The sequence below is a fragment of the Heliomicrobium gestii genome (assembly GCF_009877435.1).
GTDB classification, from domain to species: Bacteria; Bacillota; Desulfitobacteriia; order Heliobacteriales; family Heliobacteriaceae; genus Heliomicrobium; species Heliomicrobium gestii.
Map to the genome: position 1 here is coordinate 88,190 of NZ_WXEX01000014.1, position 24,054 is coordinate 112,243.

At 53.1% G+C, this 24,054-nt stretch carries 15 protein-coding genes; all 15 read right to left on the reverse strand.

All coding sequences use genetic code 11. The annotated features are described in order from the left end of the window. Positions 1-16: 16 nt before the first annotated feature. Entirely contained in the window at positions 17-2,353 is a 2,337-nt protein-coding gene (locus tag GTO89_RS14805; protein WP_161262868.1) for a putative baseplate assembly protein, read from the reverse strand. Positions 2,354-2,381: 28 nt separating this feature from the next. Then, a complete protein-coding gene (locus tag GTO89_RS14810; protein ID WP_161262869.1) occupies positions 2,382-5,426 on the reverse strand; it encodes a baseplate J/gp47 family protein in 3,045 nt (1,014 codons plus the stop codon). A gap of 109 nt (positions 5,427-5,535) precedes the next feature. Then, the gene (locus GTO89_RS14815; RefSeq protein ID WP_161262870.1) at positions 5,536-5,934 is read right to left on the reverse strand and encodes a GPW/gp25 family protein; all 399 of its coding nucleotides are present in this window, start codon (positions 5,932-5,934) and stop codon (positions 5,536-5,538) included. Between the two features lie 31 nt (positions 5,935-5,965). Further along, positions 5,966-6,661 (reverse strand): phage baseplate assembly protein V, encoded by a 696-nt coding sequence (locus tag GTO89_RS14820; RefSeq protein WP_161262871.1) that lies wholly within the window; start codon positions 6,659-6,661, stop codon positions 5,966-5,968. Further along, a complete protein-coding gene (locus tag GTO89_RS14825) occupies positions 6,658-7,755 on the reverse strand; it encodes a phage late control D family protein (protein ID WP_161262872.1) in 1,098 nt (365 codons plus the stop codon). The genes GTO89_RS14820 and GTO89_RS14825 overlap by 4 nt, the downstream gene beginning before the upstream one ends. Before the next feature lie 7 nt (positions 7,756-7,762). Further along, entirely contained in the window at positions 7,763-8,386 is a 624-nt protein-coding gene (locus tag GTO89_RS14830; protein ID WP_161262873.1) for a CIS tube protein, read from the reverse strand. A 3-nt stretch (positions 8,387-8,389) separates the two neighbouring features. After that, positions 8,390-14,569 carry a hypothetical protein gene (locus GTO89_RS14835; RefSeq protein WP_161262874.1) on the reverse strand — a complete coding sequence of 2,060 codons (6,180 nt, stop codon included), beginning with the start codon at positions 14,567-14,569 and terminating at the stop codon, positions 8,390-8,392. Positions 14,570-14,604: 35 nt separating this feature from the next. Continuing rightward, positions 14,605-15,057, reverse strand: coding sequence for a phage tail protein (locus GTO89_RS14840; RefSeq protein ID WP_161262875.1), 453 nt, complete (start codon positions 15,055-15,057; stop codon positions 14,605-14,607). Between the two features lie 66 nt (positions 15,058-15,123). Then, positions 15,124-15,306, reverse strand: a complete 183-nt coding sequence (locus GTO89_RS17885) for a DUF6760 family protein (RefSeq protein ID WP_161262890.1) — start codon at positions 15,304-15,306, stop codon at positions 15,124-15,126. Further along, positions 15,303-15,677, reverse strand: coding sequence for a phage tail assembly protein (locus tag GTO89_RS14850; RefSeq protein ID WP_161262876.1), 375 nt, complete (start codon positions 15,675-15,677; stop codon positions 15,303-15,305). Before GTO89_RS14850 ends, GTO89_RS17885 begins: the two co-directional genes overlap by 4 nt. 79 nt (positions 15,678-15,756) lie before the next feature. Next, positions 15,757-16,194 (reverse strand): phage tail protein, encoded by a 438-nt coding sequence (locus GTO89_RS14855; RefSeq protein ID WP_161262877.1) that lies wholly within the window; start codon positions 16,192-16,194, stop codon positions 15,757-15,759. Positions 16,195-16,227: 33 nt separating this feature from the next. Further along, entirely contained in the window at positions 16,228-17,967 is a 1,740-nt protein-coding gene (locus tag GTO89_RS14860; protein ID WP_161262878.1) for a phage tail sheath subtilisin-like domain-containing protein, read from the reverse strand. 217 nt (positions 17,968-18,184) lie between these two features. Next, a complete protein-coding gene (locus GTO89_RS14865) occupies positions 18,185-19,006 on the reverse strand; it encodes a hypothetical protein (protein ID WP_161262879.1) in 822 nt (273 codons plus the stop codon). A gap of 11 nt (positions 19,007-19,017) precedes the next feature. Continuing rightward, positions 19,018-19,554: a DUF4255 domain-containing protein gene (locus tag GTO89_RS14870; RefSeq protein ID WP_161262880.1), complete on the reverse strand. Its 537-nt coding sequence runs from the start codon at positions 19,552-19,554 to the stop codon at positions 19,018-19,020. A 7-nt stretch (positions 19,555-19,561) separates the two neighbouring features. After that, positions 19,562-23,551, reverse strand: a complete 3,990-nt coding sequence (locus tag GTO89_RS14875; protein ID WP_328793924.1) for an SAM-dependent methyltransferase — start codon at positions 23,549-23,551, stop codon at positions 19,562-19,564. Between the last annotated feature and the right edge of the window lie 503 nt (positions 23,552-24,054).

Below are 24,054 nucleotides of genomic sequence, written 5' to 3' on the forward strand. Positions count from 1 at the left end.
TGGACCCCTACTCTCGTCATCGGATTTCGATCTCGTGTTCTCCAGGAAACACCAAACCGTGGGGCGGGATCTCGATATCGCCGTCGGCTCTCTTGACGGCGTCCGATCCCTCTGCGTCAATCCAGAGTTCCTCGATATAGGCCACGCCTCCGATCCGGTTGAGCGCGCCTAGGATGGCGCTGCGGCGCACCGTCTGGCCAAAGGCCCACTGTGTGGGACCGATGCCGCCGTCGCCATGCCATAATGCGCGGTTCAATTGTCGCGCCAGGGAAATGCCGTCACTTTGACTCTGCCGGTTTGCCGTCATGACGACCTTGGCTCGGATGGAGATCCGGATATAGACCGGCGCGATGATGTGCAATTCTGTCGTGAGCAGTCGATGCGGTTCCAAGAAGTGTCGCACCGACTGGAGAAAAGCCGGACTGGGAACAGGGCTGGACCGGTTGCTCTGGGGCACAACCACAATCGTTACTTGGCCCGGCGCTGTACGATTGGGGTAATCGGACAAGCCCGGACAATACAAAGGGAGCACCTTGACCCTGGCTACGGCCAGCCCGGGGATGGTCTTGACGATGTGCTCGTAATCCTCAGCGGTGACTGCCCGCGTGGGCCGTCGCAACTCTCTGTGCAGGCGTTGTTTTGCCTCTTCCAAGGATTCTCTGCCCGCTCCCCCCCAAGCAGGTTGTGGATTTGTCACGGCAAGACGCTGCCATTCGGGAAAGCGGGAATCCCGCCGCAATTCTCGGATCTGGTTGGATTGGATATTGCCCCGGCTTCCCCAACTCGTCTGGCAAGAGAGGATGCAGAGATTGTCCTGTTCCATCGTTTCCGGAAATCGCGCCGGCCGTCTCCCCCGCTCGTTGTCGCCGAAGGCGATGTTTCCCGACACTTCGTCGAGCATATAATGGCGGTCTCCCGATGAGGAGCCATCCAACTCTTCCGTCAACGTCCAGTCCTCCCAGAGCAATTCCGGCGAGCCGGCGACGACACGTCCGACCTGTAAGAGAAAGGTCTCGCGCCGCAGGTAAGCTATGTTCAAGGAGTACTGCTGATTGGGCAATCCGGTGCTCTTCCCGAGCCAGCGCTTATGGGCGAATTCCTGGGTATAGAGGATCAAGCGGATTTTACGGTTGGCTCCTGGGATCTGCCCATGTTCCCCGTCCCCGAAGGTCACCTTTGCTCGTCCTGCCGTCCAATCACGTATCAAGGTGAAACAGGGATCCCCAGGGGCGCAGGCTGTAAGATCATCAACAGAACGCCAATAGCGCCACTGACCTTCCACCTCTCCGACCTGTACCTGAACCTCCACATGACCGGCAAGGGCCAGGTACTCGTCCAGTTCCAGGGTGGCGTTGGCTTCCCCTGTCGATTGGAAGGTGCGGACTTTGCTCAAGGTTTCACATTGAGCTGTCAGTACGGTGTTGAGGCTGATCTGATCCAGCCGTGGCGATGAATCATAGCCGCCGTGGACGACGGCGCACTGCAGCCAGTACCGTCGTTGCCCATCGGCGACAGGCAAGGCGAGCCCGGCCATAGGGCTCGTGAGTCGAAAGGTCAGTCTGCCGCTGTGGGTGAGGTATCGCGTCTCGTCCATCACCACCTCGATAGGTGTCCAGCTCGCTTTCCCGGCTGATCCGCTGGCGCAATAGGCTCGCCAGGATAAAATGCCGGAAAGCCAACCGCCCACGGTCTCCTCGACATTGTTTACCGCTCCGTTGCCCATCGGGACGCTATCCATCGATTCATCGGCCCGGCGCCGGGTCCACTCTGCCTCGTCAGAGGAATGGTCGCGCAACGACTGCCTGTACCCATCCACCATGAGATGAATCGCCTGCCCGCTTGGCAAGGGTTGATCAAAGCCGAGGTAGAGCATGCTTCCAGGCCGGGCCCTCGGTCCGAAGGGGTAATAGGGACTGTTCCCATGATTGTTATTTATGGATGCATCAACGGCAGCCGCGCCCGGCACATGGACGATGACCTTTTCCAACTGCGCCGGGAGCAAGTCGATGCGTTCTTGCGTCTCAAAGGGAATCTCCCCAGTCAGAAGGGGGGTTCCTCGAGGAAGGGAAAGCGCTTGGGGAACATCGTCAATAACGACATGACAACGGGCGATCGCCCCCTCCTTGCGCCGGATACCGAGCATAGAGAGGAACTTCCATTCATGGCGCGCCGTGATCCGGTTCAGGTAGTACTGTTGCATTTCAACCTGCCAGGCCAGCATCTGCAACAGGGTGATCCCCGGATCATGCTCATTCTCATCTGTCCAGTCCGGGCAGATGACCGGTATCTCTTTGCAGGCATGGTGGACGATCTGGTCAAAGGTGCGATCGTCCAGATCGGGAAGATTCAACATATGACTTCATCCCCAATTTCAGCCGGTCTCAATCCGGTCGAGCCGTGATTCCATGTTGACCACTGACGATCAGTCCTTGTGGCAAGCGCTGCATGACCGAGATGTCGATCTCCTCACGCCTTGTCCCTTCCATCCGATTGATTTTCAAGACGAGATGCTCGACATAGAGAACTGTGGGAATCGATTTAAACAGGGTGTAAAACAGCGAAGGGTGAATCGTCTGCCCGATCGTCCAACCTTTCCCGTCAAAGTTCCCTTGCAGCGGATCTAAAAACTGTTCCACTCGCTCCGTGGCCTGCCGCTCGGCAGGGATGGCTTGCTCCATCGTTGCAACAACCAAACCGGCCGTAAGGGAGATCTCCAGAAAGGCCGGTTCGATGACGTGTACCTTTTGCGCTAAGGCCAGATGAACGGGACAACGCTGGAGGAGGTGCGCCTTCACCTGTTTCCTCGTTTCGGCAAAGGCCCGCAGGTTTGCCTTGTGCTTCGGGTAGATCACCACGGTGACAGCCCCGTCATCCCTGCGCATCTGCCCGTCCCGATGGGTCAGACACCGGACTTTGGCGATGTCCGGAAAGGCCTCTCTGACCAACCACTCAAAATCCTCGGCCGTCACCGCCCGATTGCGGTGCTTAAAGCGATGCGGACCCCGTTGCAGCGCCTCCTCCGTCGACTCGCGATCACACCCCCCGCCGGAAGGTTCTAGATTCACCACCTCCTGGATAAAGGGAGAGGCGCTCTGCAGACTCTTAATCGCCCCTATCGCCAGATTCCCCTTCTCTCCCCCGCCGGTCTGATAGGTGACCATGATGTTTTCGATCTGCTTGGACGGCAGGGCCTTTCCACGCATGCCATTGCCGAAGGTGATCATGCCTGTCGACCGGTCGATCCGGTAATGACGTTCATGGGGCGAAGAAAAATGCAATTGATTGACCGGACTCCAGCGCACCCAGAGTCGCTGCAGTCTGCCCTCCCCATCCCGGACGGCTTGAACCGGCACGGCCTTGTCCCGTTCCATCTCTGTGGCATCAGCTTCTGTCACTTCTCCGGTTTCATCGATCCAAACCTCTTCCGCAATGACCGGCGCGCGAGATAAAGCGAAGACAGGCGGGGAATCGCTGACTTTGCGTGGGACCTCGCGCGCCACCGTCTCTTTCTGCAGCGCCCGCACGGTATTCAAGGCAAGCCGTTCGATCACAGGTCCCGGCAATACCCTTCCATCGCCGGTGGTCTCATCGCCGGCGACGGGGCCGACGCGAAGGCAGCGGAGCCAGTACAAGGTGCAGTGATAACGTTTTTCCAGGGCCATGTCGCCAGGTCCGAAAAAACGAATCACCCCGTTTTCTCGAAAACCCTTTGTCTCGTCTTCCACTTTGAGCGGCGCCCATTGCGTTCCGGTGTCGCCTTTGCGCAAATACTCCCACAAATAAGTCGGCCCTTGCCCTCCGACAGAAGCCTCCTCGCGAACGGAGAAGTACATCTGAATTGGTCCGCCAACAGGCGGAAGGTCAAAACCAAACTCGGTCGACGACTGCCTGTCTTTTCCCCCTAGAAACGGTGTGAGCGGCGGAGAAAGCGCGCCATTGGTCAAGCGAGGCTCCTGCCATTCGAGATTGTTGACGGTCAGCATGCAGACTGGGGCAACCATCCTTTGCTCGTAATCGTACCAGAGCCGAATTTCCCGCAGCCGTGGGTAGACGTACAGTGGAGCGCCTGCAAAGAGGCGGTCGATGTGGAGCACTCGCGCCCGGATCCAGTAGCCGCTCTGGTTGTTCACCGCAAAGGGTGTCAAATCATCGGGGCAAAGGAATCGAATCAACGCGTTGCGTCGCTCCCGATTGTGGTCGAAGACCTGCTCGGCGCCCTCGTTGACTGGCAGTCGCACCCATCCCCGGCCGTTCCAGTACTCCCAAAGCACCTCTGTCACAGAAACTTCGGTCCGTGGTGTATGCACAGGAAGTGTCGGCTCTTTCATGATCAACTTCCAGTCAATGGTCGCCTTCGCCTCTTCATCGATCGGATCGTGCATCCAGTCCAGTTCGAGTCGAATTTCGACGGTGCTGCCTCGCTTGCTCAATACCTCTTCGCTGGCGATGTAAAAACAGTCATACAAGGCGAACACTTTGCCGAAGGGCAGGCATCCCGCAGCAGGCAGGTGGATATCGTTGCCGAACACCAAATCGGGCGCCAGGCCCTTCGGGTTCTCCTCGGCGTCACAACGGCTCTGCAGGCGCAGTCCATCGATTTCAATCGCTTCCAAAGCGGCGGCGGCCGGCCCTCCCGAGCGAGCCCGGCAGCGAATCCAGCGATGGTTCCGCTCCGCCACCGCACCGGCGACGATCGTCGACTGGCTATTTTTTTTCAGGATGATGCAGTTGCCTTCCGAACGAAAAGCCAAAAAAGGCGCCCAGCCCCTCTCGCTTAAAAATGACCACTCCACCCAATCGGGATTCGTCAATTTTTGAGCGAGCGTTTTTTCACGATAGCGCTCTCGTGAGTGGGTCACTTCGACGATGATGGAGGCGCCTTGCCCCAGATGAAACATGTCATCATGGGCGATATACCAGGCATGTTCCTGCAGGTTCATCCCCGATTGGACGTCAAACAGGGTCATCGGCGAACCCACTTGGTACTGGGTGATGCGGTCCTCTCTGGGGGAAACAGAGAACATTGCCGCGACTTTCGCCGGTGTCACCGTAATATCCGTTTCCGTTTCAAAAAAGATCTCTCCGTCATCCTCTTCGCCCTGGGCGGCAACCCGCGTCCCCTGGGCAACCCAAACCGGTTGGAGGCCCTTGCTGCTCAACGTAAACGTCAGATAGGCCCGGGCCGGTTTCGCTGTCATCGGCTGAACATCCAGCAGATTGAGAAAGGCATGATAATACTTATCCGGCAGCCGGTTAAAGCGCTTGATATTTTCGTGAAACATCCCGATGAAAAGCAGCGCCAGGGCGGATCCCGGATCGGGAGCGTCAGGGGTAAACAGCCACTCGGGCGTATAGTTCGGCGCCAAGTCCTGCATCATCCGGATCAGGTCGGCCTTTTCCCGCTTGTCCAGTATGGGCATGGACATGGATTCCTTTCCCCCCTTCTCCCCGACTCAAGACACGGGCGCTGCGGCAACGGCGCAGCTTCCCCCAGACAACTATGGGCAACACCCATCCGATAGACAACGAGCCCGATCACCCGGTTCCCTCATACAGATAAAAGGGATAGACCCGGTTAAACAGGTTGTTCGTCCTGCGCACCACATACTGGATATGGATAAACAGCGTTCCGCCTTCATCGGGATGTCGCGTCACTTTCACCTCTATATCTTCGATCCTCGGTTCCCAACTTCGCAGGGCGTCCTTGATTTCATCGGCCATCAGTTGCAAGGTGGATCGATCGGTTCCTCGAAAGACATAGTCCCTGATCTTGCAGCCAAACTCGGGTTGCATCACCCGCTCCCCTTTGGCTGTTCGTAAGATGATGCGAATCGCCTCTTCGACATCCTCTTCATACTCGGACATGCGGATCCGCCCCGTGGCCGGGTCGACCTGAATGGGAAACTTCCATCCCCGACCTAGAAACTGCGTCATCTCTGTCACCTGCCTGCGCTCAATGGCGGTTTTAATTGATCTTGACCATGGAACCCTTGAGCGTCAACATGCCGGAAGACTCTCCATTCCACTGGGCATCCGCTTTGACGTCCAGCGACGTGGCCTTAATCTCCATCTGCTGCGCCGAGATTTTGATGGTTTGTCCCTTCATCTCGATCTGACCGGATGACTTCATGTCCAGCGAAGACTGGCCGCTCGTTACGGTGATCCCTTCTTTGGCGATGGTGATCTTTTTTCCATCGCCATTCTCGACGGTGATCGTCCCCGACTGATCAGAAAGCACGATCTTATTGCCCTTGGCCGTCGTAATGGCGATTTCGCCCTTTTCCCCGTCATCAAAGACGATCTCATGGCCGGCGCGGGAATGGATCTTGCGGATGTTGTTTTTTTCGTCCTTGGCGCCTTCGGGCGGTTTTTTGTCCTTGTTCCAGAGCATTCCGATGACATAGGGTTGGCGAAAGACGCCCAGGTGAAAGGCGATCAGCACCTCATCACCCACTTCCGGGATAAACAGGACGCCTCGATCGCCGCCGGCCATCAGGGTGGTCACCCGGATCCAATCGCTTTTGTTCTTGTCATCCAGCATCGGGAAGGTCACCTTGACGCGCCCCAATCCCTCGGGATCCTTGTTGTCCGCGACAATCCCCAACATGACCCCGTTCACTTCTTCCCCCACGATGTCCAGGGGATCGCCGGGATAGGTCATAGCACATTTCCCCTCACGCCAAACTGTGTGACAAAACCCGATTCGTTCAGGCTATGGCTCACGCTGTGCAAATAAAAAGGGTTCGTAAAGGCATTGCCCAGTCCCTCAAACTTGATATAACGTCCCGCTTGCAGTTCCGGCAAACCGACCGTCTCGCCCTCTCCTGTCAGTAATTGCATCGCCCGGCGGTTGAGAATGGCGCCGGCTTTTTTCGTCGCCTCATCCTTGGAGGCCACGTTTGCCTGCACATACTCAGTGGTGTAGTCACCCAAGAGTTTGATCATATCCATGCTGGTTTTGCCGCTGCCCAGTTTCTGAATCTCTTCGGCCGTCCCTTCTTCAATCGTATGGGTCTGCTCACACCATCCCCGGACGATGACTTTGCTCACCTGCGAGGAGAGATTGGCCTCCATCGTCAAGCTATGGAGACCCCGGCCAAGGGCCAATGTCATAACGGGAGTCGTGTTTTTGAACCGCTTTTGAAAGTATAAGGTTCGCCCCTTCACAAAAAAGTCGTAATCGTTTTCTCCGGCCATCCAGGCTAAGAAACGAAAATCCTCCAGGTTGCTTTGCACGATGAAGGGGATCTGTTGACTCGTATCGTCGATTTGAAACTCGGAGAGGTATTTGGCGCCGATGAGTTTGGCCACCTCACTGTGTTTTTTGTCTTGCCAGCAGTTCGTCTTGGCCCCTTTCATCATCAAAAAGGAATGGTCCATCGCGACGACGGTCAGGCGAGGGATGTCATCGACGGTATAGGAGAACTCCACTTTTGTCAGCAGGCCATAAAAGACTTTGCGCAGTTTGTCCACGTAGCCAAGGTGGACCTCGACCGTATTGCCCAGGGCAAAATGCTCATCAACCCACTGGAATCCGCCTGTTTCCTCTTTAAACGCGTTGACAATATCGAAACTGACCGAATCGGCTTTGGAATCCATGCTGGTATCGACGAAAATCTGGGATATGGCCATGCCCTTCTCCTGCAGATTCACTCCTTTGACCAAAATCTTGAAGGCAGGGGCCATGAACTGGCTGTACTTTCCTTCAAGGGCACTGAATTCATAGGTTGTTTGATCCAGCGCTAAATCGTCCACGATTGATTCACCTCAGTTTGGGCACGATCAGTTTTTGTCCAGGTTCCAAGGCGCGCGGATCATCGATCCCGTTGGCTTCGGCGATTTTTCTCCATTGGCTGGGGTCGTCATACTCTTCGTGGGCGATCAGCCATAGGGGCTCTCCGCTCTTCACTTGCCGCTCTTTCGTGCGATCGGCCGATTGCCTGGGAATCCGCTGGTACTGCTTGGTCAGCCCTTCCCAGGACCAAAAAGTCACCCGAAGTCTCGCCCGAACCGGTGTGCCGTCATTGAGAAACATGGTGTATCGGGGGCCCACACTTTTTAATAGCCCCTTAAAATTCAGGGATCCCCAAACGAAGGAGCAGATCGGCGGGTGATGCAGGTCTGGGTCTACGTCGAGGAGTTGGGTCACCTTATTGGTCTCTTCCCGCACGTCAGTGCCCTTGTCAGTGGTGTCGTAAAATAGCTCCATCGTCAATGTTGTCTGGTCCCCTGCCGTAAATTGCACAATCGGAGCCGATGAACCGTTTGCCGCTTTTTTTTGGTAGGTATTTTGAGCATCTAAGGTGTACTCATTCGGATTGAAAAGCACTTCAAACTCTGTATCCGATTTGCTGCCATGGACAATTATTTTTGCTTTTTGCACCATTCGTTATAATCCTCTTCGCTGACGTTCAAAACTCCACCTTTTTTGGATCTCTTTATATACCACTTCCGTTATCCGCTGGATATCCAATGGCTTTTCTCCCGAGCGGGTTGCCGAGGACAATTGAACGACTTTTTCCTCCGTAATGACCTCTCGGTCGCCCCTATTGGCATGAGGATCCGTTGCAGCTTGCTGTTGTGGTGTCTGTCTGTAGCGTAAATCCAAGGGAGGCGCATCAGGGACCGCTGCGTTCCGAAAATCGCTGCGTACAGGCAAGGGTCCCAGGCGTATCATCAAGGAACCTCTCGGACTATGGGCATCCTTTGATTTTTCTTGAATCGGATCATTGCTGTCCCGTTTCATTCTTGAAAATGGCCTTTCTCGCTTGCTTGAGAATCTAACAAAATCCCGCTGTGACGCTGTTTGGGGAATACCGGTCAGCTTTTGGATAGCTGTTTCTTCCGCTTTTTTCTGCGAAAAGTGAATCACTGTTGGCAGGGCTCTGTACGCCGACAGCCCTGGTGGCTTTCCAACGACAGATCCAACGTCACTCTTCTGCCGAGGACCCTCAGGAACCACTGATTTTAGCGCCGCTTCGGCGCCTCTTTGCCTATGTAGGTTCCATGTCAGATGGCTCATAAAAAGGGAACGCCACGATGATAGAGACACTCCTGGCCGCATTTGGGTCGCTTTCATGGTCTGCTGTATGTCGTCTGGCGTTAATGAGGCGATGAAGGTTCGTAAATTAAATCCCGACTTGTTCCAAACCTGGTCAAGTTTCGTCCATCGCCGCAGCCTTTGGATGTGCTGGTGTGAGATTAGGAGGGGAGGGCTGTCTGATTGCCGCTTCCGTTGTTCCCGGCCTTTCTCGATGCGACCCGGGCTTTGCGCTGTCGTTCTTTTTCCCTGAACAACACTTTTTTCATGAACAGGTTGATCATGCGTGTCCTTTTGACGTATGGGAAAGCGCTCTTGCTGTCTCTGAAAAACGCTTGCCGACATTCTTCTGAAGATATGTCTTTGAAGGGGAAGCGCACGCTCCAGACCAAAATCAGCAACATGACATGTAGACAAGTGAAATCTTGTCAGTTCGGTATGATACTTTCGGCTCAATATAGGAAACAATCCTGGAAGTGTTTCTATGGCGTCGGCGAGCCGCAACGCGTCACCTGTTTGTAGCGTGCAGATTCCAACCGGCGAATTCACATTCTCTCGTTTCCGCATCAATGGCAGCAGCAACAACGGGGCTTGGCGATTCAGTCCATCTGTCATCACGAAAGGGGTTCGTTCTGACGGATGCCTGCTCTTATTAACCTTTCCTAGACATTGTGAAGTGTGAGTAGATCGCTCTTTTATGTTCCGATGGATGTCGGTTCTCCAAGCAAGTCGTAACGGGTTACCTCCGTTTTCTCTGTTGTACTTTAGTTGTTTTTTTAGCGTCAGCTGCGGTGTGAAAGTCCTGAGCCACAACGATTGCATCGAGCCCGGAGACCCACTCATCTCTCTTGCGCGCCGTAGCGCGGCATAACCTAGAAATGAAAAAACAACCATCGGTGAATTCAAATTCAACTTGTTTGGGCCCGGTTCCATGATCGCCAACGGCCCTTTCCGCTGACTCGAGCGGCTTGCCTCCTCGAAGGTCTTTCGCAAGAACAGATCGACGATTCTCCCTCGGCGTGTTTCCAGGTTAACTGCGCTTTCCTCTCCAACTCTTTGCTCCTGATTTACATCCCTGTGGTTCTGGAGCCGCTGATCGACGTTGTTTCGACTTTTTGAGAGAAGCATCGGCTGCTCCTTTTGCTTCCGTTCGAAGTGGACTCTCCAGGAGAGACGCAATCCGTATACAAGCAGATCTCTGTAGAAATGTCGAATATGGGTCGTTGTAGGCCACAGGGACACTGTTGACATTGAACCCAAGATCCCTTTCCCAAAGGGTTTCGTCCCTTTTAACCCGAATAACGCCCGACGCTGGGATCCCCCTGTTAATTCGCCTTCCAGTATAGTGTGAGCAACAGGGGCTCCTTTTTGGTTGACGATTCCATCGGGCATGTCAGAAGCAACCGGCATGGATCTAAGTGTTCGTCTCAATAGGGCCTGGCGAAAAACACTTTCCAGAATCCTTTCGAAATCACTCTTTTGTGCAGGACGCCTCATTTCCGACCCAAATTCCGCAACGCCGTCTGGATTCGAAACATCGCTTATTCGCAGTGTATCAACCTTATACCCCAACGATTGAGTCAATCCCGGAAAGCGTGTCCTCTCTCTTACGCGCCCTAGCGCGGCATAAGCCTGAAGTTCCGCAAGGTATGCCGAACCATCCGCCCCAACAGGTTGCTCCTGATTCTCAGTCCTACGACCTAAGCGCCGCTCTTCGAAGTTGCCTCGTTTTTTTGAGATTCGCATTGGCTGCTCTTTTTGGTCCCCATCGATGTGGACTCGCCAGGAAAGACGCAATCCCTCGTATACGAGCAGATCTCTGTAGAAATGACGAATATGGGGCGTTGCAGGCCACAGGGACACTGTCGAGGTCCATTCCAAGATCCTTTTCCCAACCGGTTTTTTCCCTTTTAACCCAAATAACGCTCGATGCTGGAACACCCCAGATTCTTCCCAATCCAACACAGCGGGAGCACTCGGCGCCCCTTTTTGCTTGCGCTTTCCACCGGGCATGTCTGAAGCAACCGGCATGGATGTAAGTGTACGTCTCAATAGGACCTGGTGAAAAACACCTTTCAGAATCCTTTCGAGATCACTCTTTTGAACAGGTCGCCTCATTTCCCACCCAAATTCCGCAACGCCATCTGGATGCGAAGGGGCGCTTATTTGCGGTGTATCAACCCTATACCCCAACGGTTGAGTCGAACCAGGAAAGTCTATCCTCTCTTTTGCACGCCGCAGTGCGGCATACTGACAATCGAATCGTCGCCAGTTTTTCTCGAGGTAAGCCGCCCTTTTCTCCCCGACTCTTTGCTCCTCGACGACATCCCTACGACCGAGAATCCGTTCATCGATCTTAACCCGACTTTTTGAGAATAGCGTTCTTTGCTCTTTTTGGTCCCAATGGAAGTTGACCCGCCAGGAAAGGCGCAAACCCTCGTATACATCTCTGTGGAAATGTCGATTATGGGTCGTTACAGGCCAAAGGGACCCTGCCGAGGTCGATTCAAAGCACCCTTTCCCAACCGGTTTTGTCCCTATGAATCCAAATAACGATCGTTGTCGTTTCCCCCCAGCTATATCCCATTCCAACAGCGCCAACAGCGAGTGTGCAATCGTGGCCCAATTTTGCTTGAGGAACCCTTCCGGCACTTTGGAAGTTTCCGGCATGGATTTCAGCGTCCCTGTCAATAAGACCTGACGAAAACTACTTTCCAAAACCCTTCCGGAAACAAATGCCTTACACCCCATTGTTCCCGGAAAGCCGATCCTCCCTCTTGCGCGCCACAGCGCGGCATAAGCGTAGTTCGCACAGGTAATAACCTGTGAGTTCAAGTCGAATTTGTTATGGGACGATTCCAATATCATTGAGGGCGCAATTCGTTGATTCGCTCTGTCTATCAACTCAAAGCCGTTTCTAATTGACTGCCAATCGAGTCGAGCCCGAAGTTTCTCAAGGTAAGCCGCGCTTTCCTCTTCAACTCGTCGCTTCTGATTTACTGTCCCACTGCTCAGGATCCGCTCATCGACGTTGCTTCGTCTTTTAGAGAAAAGCGTTCGCTGGACTTTTAGGTCCCGATGGAAGTTAACCCGCCAGGAAAGGCGCAAACCCTCGTATACATCTCTGTGGAAATGTCGATTATGGGTCGTTACAGGCCAAAGAGACTCCGCCGAGGTCGAGTTAAAGTGCCCTTTCCCAACTAGTTTTGTCCCTATGAAGCCAAATAACGCTCGTTGTTGGCTCCCCCCCGCGATTTCCCGTTCCAACAGCGCCAACAGCGAGTGTGCAATCGTGGCCCAATTTTGCTTGAGGAACCCTTCCGGCAATGGAGAAGTAACCGGCACGGACTTCAGCGTCATTGTCAATAAGTCCTGACGAAAACTACTTTCCAAAACCCTTTCGGAAAAGCCTCTTTGACGAGAAAGGATTATCCCCGACCTAACCTCCATAACGCCATCTGTATTCGGACGAACGCTTATTTGCGGTCTAAGTGACTTACAACCTATTGATTGCGTTGTTCCCGGAAAGCCTATTCTCTCTCTTGCGCGCCCCATCGCGGCATAAGCGTAGTACGCGTAGGTAACAACCCGTGAATTCAAGTCAAATCTGTTATGAGACGATTCCGATATCATTAACGGCGTAAGTTGCTGATTCGAGCTGACTATCAACTCGAAGCTGTTTTTAATTGACTGCCAATCGAGTCGAGGCCGACGTTTCTCAGGGTAAGACGCTTTTTCCGCTCCAAGACTCTGCTCCTGACTTATCCCCCTACGGCCTAAGGATCTCCTTTCGATGTTACCTCGAATTTTTGAGGAAAGCTGTCGCTGATCTCTTTTGTCCCGATCAAGGCAAACTCTCCAGGAAAGACGCAATCCCGCTGATACTTCCCAGTCCAACAAAGCGTGAGGAATTGCGGCGCCTTTTTGCTGGAGTATTCCATCGGGCATTTCAGAAGCGAACCGCCTGAATTTTTGTGTTCGTCTCAATAAGACCTGCCGAAAAGCACATTCCAGAATCCTGCCGAAAACACTCTTTTGAGAGAGACCCATTATTTTCGATTCAAATTCCGTAATGTTTGCTGTATTCAGACGAAGGATTATTTGCGGTGTATAAGCCCTAGGCGGTTCCAATATCATTAACGGCGTCATCCGCCGCTTCGATCGATTTGCCCTCTCGAGGATATTCGCGATTGACGGATGATCGAATCGCCCTCGGGGTTTCTCGGTATAAGCGCTTTTCTCTCCGATACTTTGCTCCTGATTTACGGCCTTACGACCCAATCTCCACTCATCGACATTGCCTTGACTTTTATAGAATTCATAAGTAAGCGTGGCCCTATGTTGCTTGGGGCGTCCTTTCGGCATGGAAGATGGAACGGGAATGGATTTCAGCGTTCGACTCAATCGGACATGGCGAATAACACTTTCCAAAACACTTCCGAAACCACTTCTCTGAAGAGGAAGGATTCTTTCCAACCTGATTTCCGAAATCCCATCTGTATTCAGACGAGCACTTATTTGCGGTGTAAAGGTCCTGTGCGACACTGTGTGCGTTAATCGCGTAAACGGGATCATCTCAAGTGCAGTATAAGTGTAGTACGCGTTGGCAATAACCCTCGCCTTCGAGTCGACCTCGTGACGGGACGCTTCCAATATCATTAAAGGGGTTATTCGCTGCTTCGATCTGAATCTCATCATGAAACCGTTTGTTATCGTCTGCTGAGCGAATCGAGCCCGGAGTTTCTCGAGGTAAGGGGAGTTTTCCGCTCCATCTCTTTGCCTCTGCCTTACCCCCCTAAGGTTCGGGATCCGCTCATCAATGTTGCCTCGACTTATTGAGAATAGCTTTCTCAACAGCGCCATCGGCTGGTTCACGCCGCCTGTCATCACGAAGGTTTCTCGTTCTGACGGATATCCCAACCGTTCCCCAGGTTTCTGAAGGTGAAGAGCGCTTTTCTCTCCAAAAAGTTGCTCCTGATTTTTGAGCCGTTGGACAATGAGCCGCCCATTGACGTCGCTTCGGCTTTTAGGAACATACGGTTGCTGCTCTTTTACATTCCAGTCGAAGCCGGATCTCCAGAAAAGGCGCAATACTTCGTTCAACCCAAACAATGCCCGCTGATTGGAGAACCTTGATAGTTCCCTTATTAACACAGTCTGGACCGTACTCGCCGCTGCTCCCTTGCGTATCCCATCCGGCACTCCAGATGTGATCGAAATCGGTGTTGGCACTCCTTTTGATATGACCTGACGAGCACTTCGCGCTTCCTGTAGAACCACTTTTAGATAAAAAGCGATGGAACCCCAATCGCAACCGCCTGCTGCGAGATTGGCAAAAACCAATGTTAGCGGTGAAAAACCAAAAGGATGACTGAAGCGGTATTTTTTCAGGATGCCTTCCGTGAAAGAGGTCGCTGTGGCGGCCTTCTTCGATAGGGGCGCAGGCAAAGCGAGCGAACGCTCGCCACCGGCGCCAATGACCCCTATCTTTACCGCCGATACGCTCTTTGTCTTTCGCCCGATCTGCATCCCGAATCACCCGCTTTCAGTCAAAACACAACAACTCAATTGTTTTTGATAGCCAACTTAAGACCTGTATGGACGAGTTCGATCGACTCAACGGCGATTTCACTCTGATTCGCCTTTAATACGGGGCCACCCCATCGAACAGGGTAGGCGTTTGAAAAATCCCACTTGGCCAGTACGGTTTTGTCATCATTCAATAAGAGAATGGAACCGCTTTTTCGAACGATCTTGCCGTCCCTGACCTCAGCATACCAATCCCAAAGGGTGCTCGTCTGAGAAAGGCCCCTCTTGAGCACTAAGGGCACAAACTTCGGTTTTTTGGGGAAAATGTGCACGAAGTCATTGACGCCGCCTTCGTGATACTCCTCGAATTCGATACTGCTTTCCAGGCCGCTGACCTCACTGAATCCGCCAGCGATCTCGCTCTTTTCACCCGGCTTTGCAATCTCCAGCAAAAAGCGGAAAGAAGCTACAGGCCGTTCAGACGACATTTTTCCTGCCCCTCAGTTCCTTTTTCATTCATCCCTTTAATTCTGAAGCATGAAAAATCCAGTCCATCAGAACACATCAAAGACATTTTCCGGTTCGTCGTTTAGTTTCCGGTTGATCCGTGAAATTTCCTTGCACCAGCGCCGCCGGTCCCGGTGCTCCATCGCCATCACCTCATCGTGGGACCAATGAAAGTGATAGGCGATGAAGCCGACCTCCTCGTAAATCTGGTCAACCGGGTACCGGGTCAGTCCTCCATCTCGACGAAAAAAGCGCCCTTCACCTCAAACCGGTGATCACAGTGGGGGCAATTCACGTCAATCTTGATCTCGTCTGCCTGATTAATTTGTTGATACAACGATTGCAAGAAGGCGAGATCAGCGGTAAACAGATTTTCGACGACCTTGCCGTCAATGCTCTTCAGATCGCCCAGTTTTACAATCACCCTGGCCAGCAGCAGGATGGTGAGATATCCCGGATTCTGTTGCACCCGGGGATCCCGCAAGGGCAGGATCTCGTCGGCCGCCGTGGCTAGCCTCATAACTCCCTTGCGATGCAGGTTGCCGTTTTCATCAACATACCCTCGAGGGAGTTCAAAAGGATACTCTGTTTGAAACGCCATGGAGGAACCTCCCCTATGTTTGGTACGATTCAAGATTTCGTTCTCAACGACTTCGCAGGCCCCACCACATTGCGGCAACCTACTTCGTCCGTTTCATCCCTTCGTGGGCGAGTTCCAGAGACTCGATGGCCACTTCGCCGCCGTTGCCGTTGAAATTGGGCGCTGTGTATTTGCAAGGCCAGGCTGCAGTAACCGTCCAGGAGGCTTTATCGGCGCCTGATTCATCGATGGCGGTGATCGTCACCGTATTGCGCGTAATCTTGCCGTCGATGCAGGCCTGGATCCAATTGAAGAGATCCATCGAATCGGTGACACCCCGTTTTAAGGTGATGTTGCCGTACTTGGCCAGCCCCGGCATCTTCATCGGCGTTGTCGCATGATCACCTGCCCGGTATTCCACCACAGCGATGGATGCGTCGTACCCGGATACCTCGCTGAACCCAAGCTCTATCTTCGGATCAGTCTCAATGGTGACTTTGAACCGAAAATTTCGGTATGGGTATTTATCATCAGCCATATCGCTACCCCTTTCATCGCCTTATTTCACCGCTCACTGTTCTCTCGTCTTCTGCGTAATCCGGAAGATGACGAATTCTGCCGGTTTCACCGGCGCAACGCCGATGATACAAATCAGCCGGCCATTATCGATATCGTCCTGCAACATGGTATCGCGCCCGATGCGGATGTAAAAGGCCTCGGCCGGTGTGCTCCCCTCCAGTGCGCCATTTCGCCAGACACCGGTCAAGAAGCCGTCGATGGTCCGGTGCACCCGCGCCCAAAGCCGTTCATCGTTCGGCTCAAAGACGACCCAGTTGGTTCCCCGCTTGATCGACTCCTCTAAGAAGATGAAAAGCCGGCGAACGTTGACATACTTCCACAGGCTATTGGAAGAAGCTGTGCGCGCGCCCCAGACCCGGATGCCTTGACCGGTGAAGTAGCGGATCAGGTTGACGCCTTTCGGGTTGAGGATGTCCTGCTCGCCTTTGTTGTACTGAACCGACAGCCCCACCGTCCGCCGGACCACTTCGTTGGCCGGCGCCTTGTGCACGCCCTGGCTGTTGTCGGAACGGGCGTAGATGCCCGCCATGGAACCGGAGGGAGGAAGAAAGACATTGCGCCTCTCCAGGGGGTCGAAGACCTGCAGCCAGGGATGGTACAGGGCCGCATAGCTGGTGTCAAAGATATTGCGATGGCTTTCCACATCCTGCACCTTTGTCTTTTCCACCGGAATATCCAAAATCGCAAAGCGGCTCTTCAGGTTTTCGCAATGGGCGACCAACGACAGCTGCACGTTGGGGTCGGTGATGCCCGGCGCGGCGATGATGCTGACTTCGTCATTGTCGACAAAAGCGGCGATGCCTGTCCGCTTGCCGGGGCCATGATCAGCGCCGATGAATTCTGTCGTCAGTTGGTCCACTGTCCCGTCGCTGCCTCCGGAGAGTTCGATCTCGTACATCCCCTCATCGTCATCCAGCCCGCTGATGGCCTGAAAAGGGGTGGACGACGTCATCGCACCACCAGCGCTGACATCTTGCACGGCGATGATGTTGGAACGGGTCAACACCTTGTCCACATGATTGGAAGCCGCCCCGTTGAGGGAGAGATTGCTGAATGTCTCCGCTTCATCACCAAAATAAATTTCCAAGGTGAACTCAGCTGTCTTCAGGACCTTCTGGGGCAACAGATTCGTGTCAATCACCGCTTTGCCGCCATCAAAGGGCTCGGCCATTTCGATGATGTCGTCCTGAGATGTGACCACTTGGTTGTACTGCAATCCATTGTCGCCGACAAAGATGACTCGATCACCTGGATTAAAACCGGCGCAGCTTTTCACTTGATACTTCTTGGATGTGTCTGGATCGCCGATAATCGCTTTGATCTGGGTCTTCGCCTTGCTCGCTGGCGTCACCCGCACCCGGATCTGGTTGCCCCAGGCGCCCGGGTTGGCGGCTTGAATATGCAGCACCGACTTGTCGGGCGTGGCATTGGTCGCCATTTTGGCGTCGCCCGGGGCGACACGCATGATATAGGCCCGGGAACCGCCGTTTTGAAAGAAGTGATCGACCGCATAGGCCAGGAAACGATAGGGACCGCAGGCATTCTCCGATAGATAGGAGCCGTACTGGCGCTGAAAATCGGCAAAACTGGTCACGAGTTGCGGCAATCCCGCCGTGGGGCCTTTCTGCGCCACGCCAAGGAATCCAGCGGTGCTGGTGCTTACATCCGCCAAGGCTGGCGATCCGCTGTCAAACTCCTCCACATACACGCCAGGAGATAGATATTCCGGCATACCCGCCCGGTTTCAAATCAATGAAACCAGTTCCCCCTTTCGTACACTTTTTGAACCGATTAACCGGCCTGAGGCCGGAGGGTTCCAAGGCCAAGGAATAGACAAGCCTCACCGGCAATATCAACCGGTGAGGCTTGCTGTCAAAAGTACCTACGATGTCAAAACCGCCATTCCGGTTTGATTCGTTGCTTCGTCACCGGCAGAAATTCACTGCCAGTCAAGAGAGGGATTCGGTTATGGATTTACACAGTTTGATTGTGCCCCCGTCCTCTAATGTGACCTTTTCGCTGATCACCTGCTGCCCGTACTTCAACTCGATTTGCCCTTCAAATCGCCGGACGCTGGGATGGCGAAAATAGACGACGACCTCGCCTCGCTGATCGGTTCTTGTCTCTACACAAGGCAGCAGCAAGGCGCCGGGACCATAACTGTGTGAAAAAGGCTGATAAAAGGTTATGGAGCGATTGTCCCGAAGGTACCCTTTCACCTGATTGTATTCCTCGCATCCATCTTCCTTGGACCGGAGCAAGTATATGTCCCCTGGAATGATCCGTCCCAACACATGCATGAGGCGATACTCGATTGTACCGCTTCGTTCTTCACCGTTTCCATTCGCAGGAACCAATCGGGCCCGCGCACCGTTTCCGGAAAGCACGGTGCCGCGAACACCAACATCAGGAATCGCTTGCCCTGCCACATCAACCACTCGGGCGCGAAGGAGGGTCGCCCCTGATGGAAAGGAGTAGTTCGGCGCTGGTTTTAACAGCAATGACACGACAGGATGTTTCGGATCAAGCGAGCCGACGGTAATTTGCGTCTGGCAATGGAGGTAATGCGTTGAACGGACCTCCAATTCATAGGAGCCGTCGGGAAGATTGGTAAAGACATATTGTCCGGCCGACTTAGCGATGGCGTTGACCGGATACCCCTGTAAAAGGACCTTGATATCTCCTTGAGCGGGCGGTTCGGCAGTGAAATCGTCGAGCAATTCGACGACCACCGAGACTGGCGCGCCCAGTCGCATTGTCAATGTTCGCATTTGTAACACCCCTACATCACCCTGGCGGTATCTCCCGATTGCGCCGTATCCAGATAGATCGGACCGACGGTATAGCTGACAGATGGTTTGAAGGTTACGTCGGCGAAACTCCACAGCTTGGCAATCTCTTCAAAGGACAGGGGATCAAGGGTGATATGCAATTCCTCCCCGTTTTCGGCCAGCGTGCCTGTCAATGCCGAAGATTTCAGCAGGGATTGCTGGTGCATCACCTGCATGGCTTTGCCGAGAATTGTCGCTTCGTCTATTGCCCGGTTCATGAGATCCACTGTCGAAAAAGCAGTCAACATAAAACGCAGATACACCTTCAACGGTTGCAACCGCATGCCGACTGACGGCATGTAGGACTCTCTGGCCTCCTTCACCTCGTACAGAAATAAGGCGAGTCGGAAGTCACCTTTCTCGTAGGGCGAACAAAAACCGATCATCTCTGGCTTGGGAATCGGATCAGGAGTCAGGTTTTCCCGTAACAGCTTCAGCAGTGTGTTGGCGGTGTCGGCGAAGACCGTATAGTTTCCGATAAGCGCCACCTCCTTCTCAATAGCCCAGATAGGTCAGGGGTTCGGCGACCATCAGTTTCCCCATCTTGTGCATTTCCTGCCTGGCAGCCTGGATGATCTCTTTCATCCCGATCGGTTCTCCCCGTTCCGCTGCCAAAAAGGCGGCGGCGATGACGATATTTTTGATGTTCCCCCCGGCGATGTCAAATTGACTGGCCAAGAACTCGAAATCCACATCCCGTCCAATCGGCGTCTCGGGGGTAAACATCGAACGCCAGATCCGTTCTCGCTGTTCGGCGTCTGGAAAAGGGAAATCAATGATATAGGTAAAGCGTCGCAAAAAGGCTTCATCAATGTGCTTGGATAGGTTCGTGGCCAGTATGGATATGCCATCATACTCTTCTGCCTTCTGAAGCAAAAAGGCGGACTGGATGTTGGCATAGCGGTCATGGGAATCCTTGACCTCAGAGCGTTTGCCAAACAAGGCGTCACACTCATCGAAAAAGAGGATCGCATTGCTTGCCCGGGCTTCCTGGTAGACCTGACGGAGGTTTTTCTCGGTCTCACCGATATACTTGCTGACGACCTGAGATAGGTCGATTTTGTACAGTTCCAACTGAAGTTCCCGGGCGATGATCTGGGCCGTCATCGTCTTGCCCGTGCCGGGAGGGCCGGCGAAGAGCATGCTCAACCCTTTGCCATAGGGGAGTTTCTTTTCGTACCCCCAACGTCCATAAACGATGTGGCGGTAACGCACATGATTGCAGGCGCTTTGCAGTTGAGCCTTCTGACTTTCCGGCAAGACCAGATCATCCCAACGGTATTTCCCTCGAATCGGCGTTGCCTTGTCAGCCAATCGATGCTCGCTGATCGCCAAACAAGCCTTGTACAGTTCCTTTTGTCCGATTAGGGGCGAATTGGCATCAGCGAGCACCTGGGCCGCTGTCAGCGCCTCACGGATCTGTCCAGGGGTGAAGCGAAACTTGCCAGCCAGGTCCCCCCAGAGGACCGGCGCATCAAATCGATTCCCGCTGGACACAGCCATTGCCTCCCAGATTTTCTCCCGTTCACCCAGGCTGGGCACATCCAGTTCCAGTTCGATCAGCGGCCTGTCCGCCTGGAGACCAGGCGCCTTACGAAAACGCTCACCCAGAAGAAACAATTGACCAGGGTATTCCGCTACCTGGGCCAGCAAATCCGCCAGACGCCCCTGGACGGCGCCCCCCTCTCTATCGGGACCTTCCATCTCCTCAAAGAAGACATCGAAATCACTTACGCAAAGAATCGCATCCCGCAGGACGGACTCACGGACGATACGTGTCATACAATCACTAAAAGATTCGGAGGGCTGGCGCAACAACCCTTTTCCCTGGGCGATCAGGAGCGGTTTTTTCAGGTAATCGGCTAGATGCCGAAGATGAAGCAATTTTCCCGACCCTGGCGGTCCCCAAAGATAGACGATGGTGTTTACTTTCGCCTTTTTTTCTGGTTCACCGTCCCCACACTTTTGGGCGAGACACCGAAGTCGCTCCTGAACCTCTTGCCCAGTCAATAAGGGCTCTGGTTCTGTCTCCGGCTGAAAAAGGCGAACCATCGATTCAATCGGCCGGTCCAAGCGATCACATCCCAAGAGAAAAGCGAAAATACGCTCATCCAGACGCAAGGCGTGTTTTACAATGCCCCCTGTTCCATTGCCTTCCATTTGCAGGATGCGACGCTGAAATAGCTTTGCCCCGGGCAGCAGCGCTGTCAGGAGGGAATGGCGACATCTCTCGGTAGAACAAAGGAATTGAAGCGCCAGATCCGCGGTGGGATGTTTGCAGTTGATATCATCGTGAAAATAGGCGTAGATCTTTTCAACAGCGGGGTTATATTCTACGGCCAGGCAAAGCAGGATCACTTGCTCTTCCATGACCGTTAGGTTATAGGCTTGGGTCAATCGATCCAGGGGAAGGTTGACGCCCTTCTCTCGACTGCGTTCTCGCCGAGACTGGATCCTTTTTCCCAAAAGTCGGATCTGCTCATTCAGCCAACGGACTTCCAGGTGCCCGTCATTCAGGCCACTGTTTTCTCCACAGTCCGAGGAGAAGACATTCATCCCGTTATGTTGAGCATCAAAGCGGGGATCATTCTGACCAAGCAATATTTCAACTTCTTCTTCCGAGATGACCAGTCCCTTAAACTGGTTCGAAACGCTGTTCATCTGCCTGGCTTGGCGAATGCGCAACAACCTGCGCATTCGCAGCTTTATCCGCTCCAGTTCTTCTTGGATATGAAACCATCCGTCCGGATAGGCTTGACCGGAGAGACTGGCATCACCAACAGTTGCATCTTCGATGGTCACATCGGGCTCGGTCAGAATTCGAACAGGCTGAATCGGGAACTCCGATACCGACAGGTCGACCACTTGCTGAGGCCCATCTCCATCTGCTGTATGGAAAGACTCTCCCTCCAGCAGCAACGAATACAACGTTGCCGCCGCTTCATGCGCCGGATCCATCTCCAATGCCATACGCGCGTACTTCCGCGCCCCTTGCAAATCATGAAGGCGGCTACAGCAGTGGGCCCACTGGCAATACAAATCGGCTGAGCAAAGCCCACCATCTAGGGCATACTGAAAAAAACGAATGCCATCGGCACAGTATCCCATTTGCTCCAAGAGCAATCCACTTTCAAAGGCCAGGTCTTGTGACTCGCCAATGTGAAAATAACCTGTCCACACCTGCTCGATTAACCGTCGCAGATCCTCTCGCTCTTGCGGAGAACTAGATGGCGCCAGCGAAGAAAGCCGCCGTAAGCACTGTTTGAAAAAACGCGCGTCGTAGTTGCTCAGACGAACATAGGCGAGGATATGGCGCAGTCCCATCGTGTCGATGTGTTTTTCAAAGTGCTTTTTTAGATTAAAAAAATCTTCTGGCCCAAACTGCTCCACGTACTGCGAAAACGCCTGCCGTGTCTTCACATAACGGGACGGCTCAGGCACGTTAAGGACCATTCCCACGTTCAGACTGTGATGAGCATGAGTGAGAAAGAAGGACAGGGCCCCCTGACGTTCAAAGTAGCGTACAAAGGCGTCATAGTTTACTGCCAAGGAAAAGCTGCCATGATTCGCTCGGTAAGGTGTAGTCGTTCCCTCCAGGTCTGACAACCGGTGATAGCCCTTATCGGCTGTGAGCAAGAGCAGTCCTTTTTCAGAAAAGGATTTTATCCGGTTTAGACACTCCAGCGCGATTGACGGTACAAGAACATGGGCATTACGTAACTGTTCCCGGTAGGTCGTGAGGAGTTCCAGTAGCGCCTGATCCTCATACGGGGGATCTTCGATAGGCTGATATTGATAGCTGATTCCCAGCTTTTCCAGTAACTCCGCAGTAGACAGTTTATCATAGTTCGGGGGGCCTGCTAAGCTGACTTGACAGGCGTAGAGCTGGCCCTCCTGTATACGAAATAAGTCCTGCGGAATGGTATCAAAAAAATAGTTGGCAATCACAACCGGGGGATACCGCAAGTTTCCTATGCCCAGTCGCCTGTCGGAAAACATTAGTGAAATTTCGGTGTCCTTTTCCGCATCAAAGACGGCGATATCGAGACATCCCTGCTGAATATACGGTGCAAACTGTGGGTGATTACGCCAGAATTCAACGGTTTGCTCACTGAAATCGCTCAAAATATAGCAAAACGCAGGAATATCAGGTATGTATTGGCGATATGAATCAAGATGCTTCAGGATGTGATAAGCCAGTCGCCCCGATCCTGCCCCGAGTTCCAGGATATAGATGGGTTCATCAGCACAATTGCACTCCCACTTTTGATCTTTCAAGTAAGCAAGTATGATCTCACCATAGGCTTTGGCGATAACGGGATTGCAGGTGATGTAGTGAGGGACCTCGCCTTCCTGCCAAGCCTTAATCCCTCGTTCCGCAAAATACTGTCTTTGCAGTTTCCAGAGAGATGATTGGGAAAAAGGCGTGGGCTCTTCTAGCAGAATAGATGAATGGTCTGATTTTTTCATCGAATCTTTCATCATCTCGCCCCTGGTACCATCGTCTCGCCACTGAAATCAGTTAGCGAGCATTTTTCCTATGGCAGCGCATCGGCTTTGGATAGTGGTCTATTTTTAATCTGATGATGTCATTGGTTTTTAATTAATGGTATTAAGTGTCTTGTTCGAACATTAATGGCTAGTATTCTATTTCCAATCAATAACTCCTCCTCGTGAATCAGAAAATTTGAACATTTGGCATATTTACGGTTAAAAATTCTCCAACCAAGTGACATCGTCATAACAGAATGGTCGTTAATCGCAGCCTCTTTGTCACAGCTATGATGGTCAATAAATAACACTTTACGGAGTAGACAATATCGAAGATCGCTTATAAAAGCAGGCGATTAACTAAAAATGGTCCAAACGCAAAAACCCCCACTACGAATAAAAAGTAGTGGGGGGTTCCCTCAAAACCACACAGAGTTCATTTGTAAAGCTGCAAGTTGAAGGTCAAGTCCTCGACCGATTCGTACCCGTCGACTGAA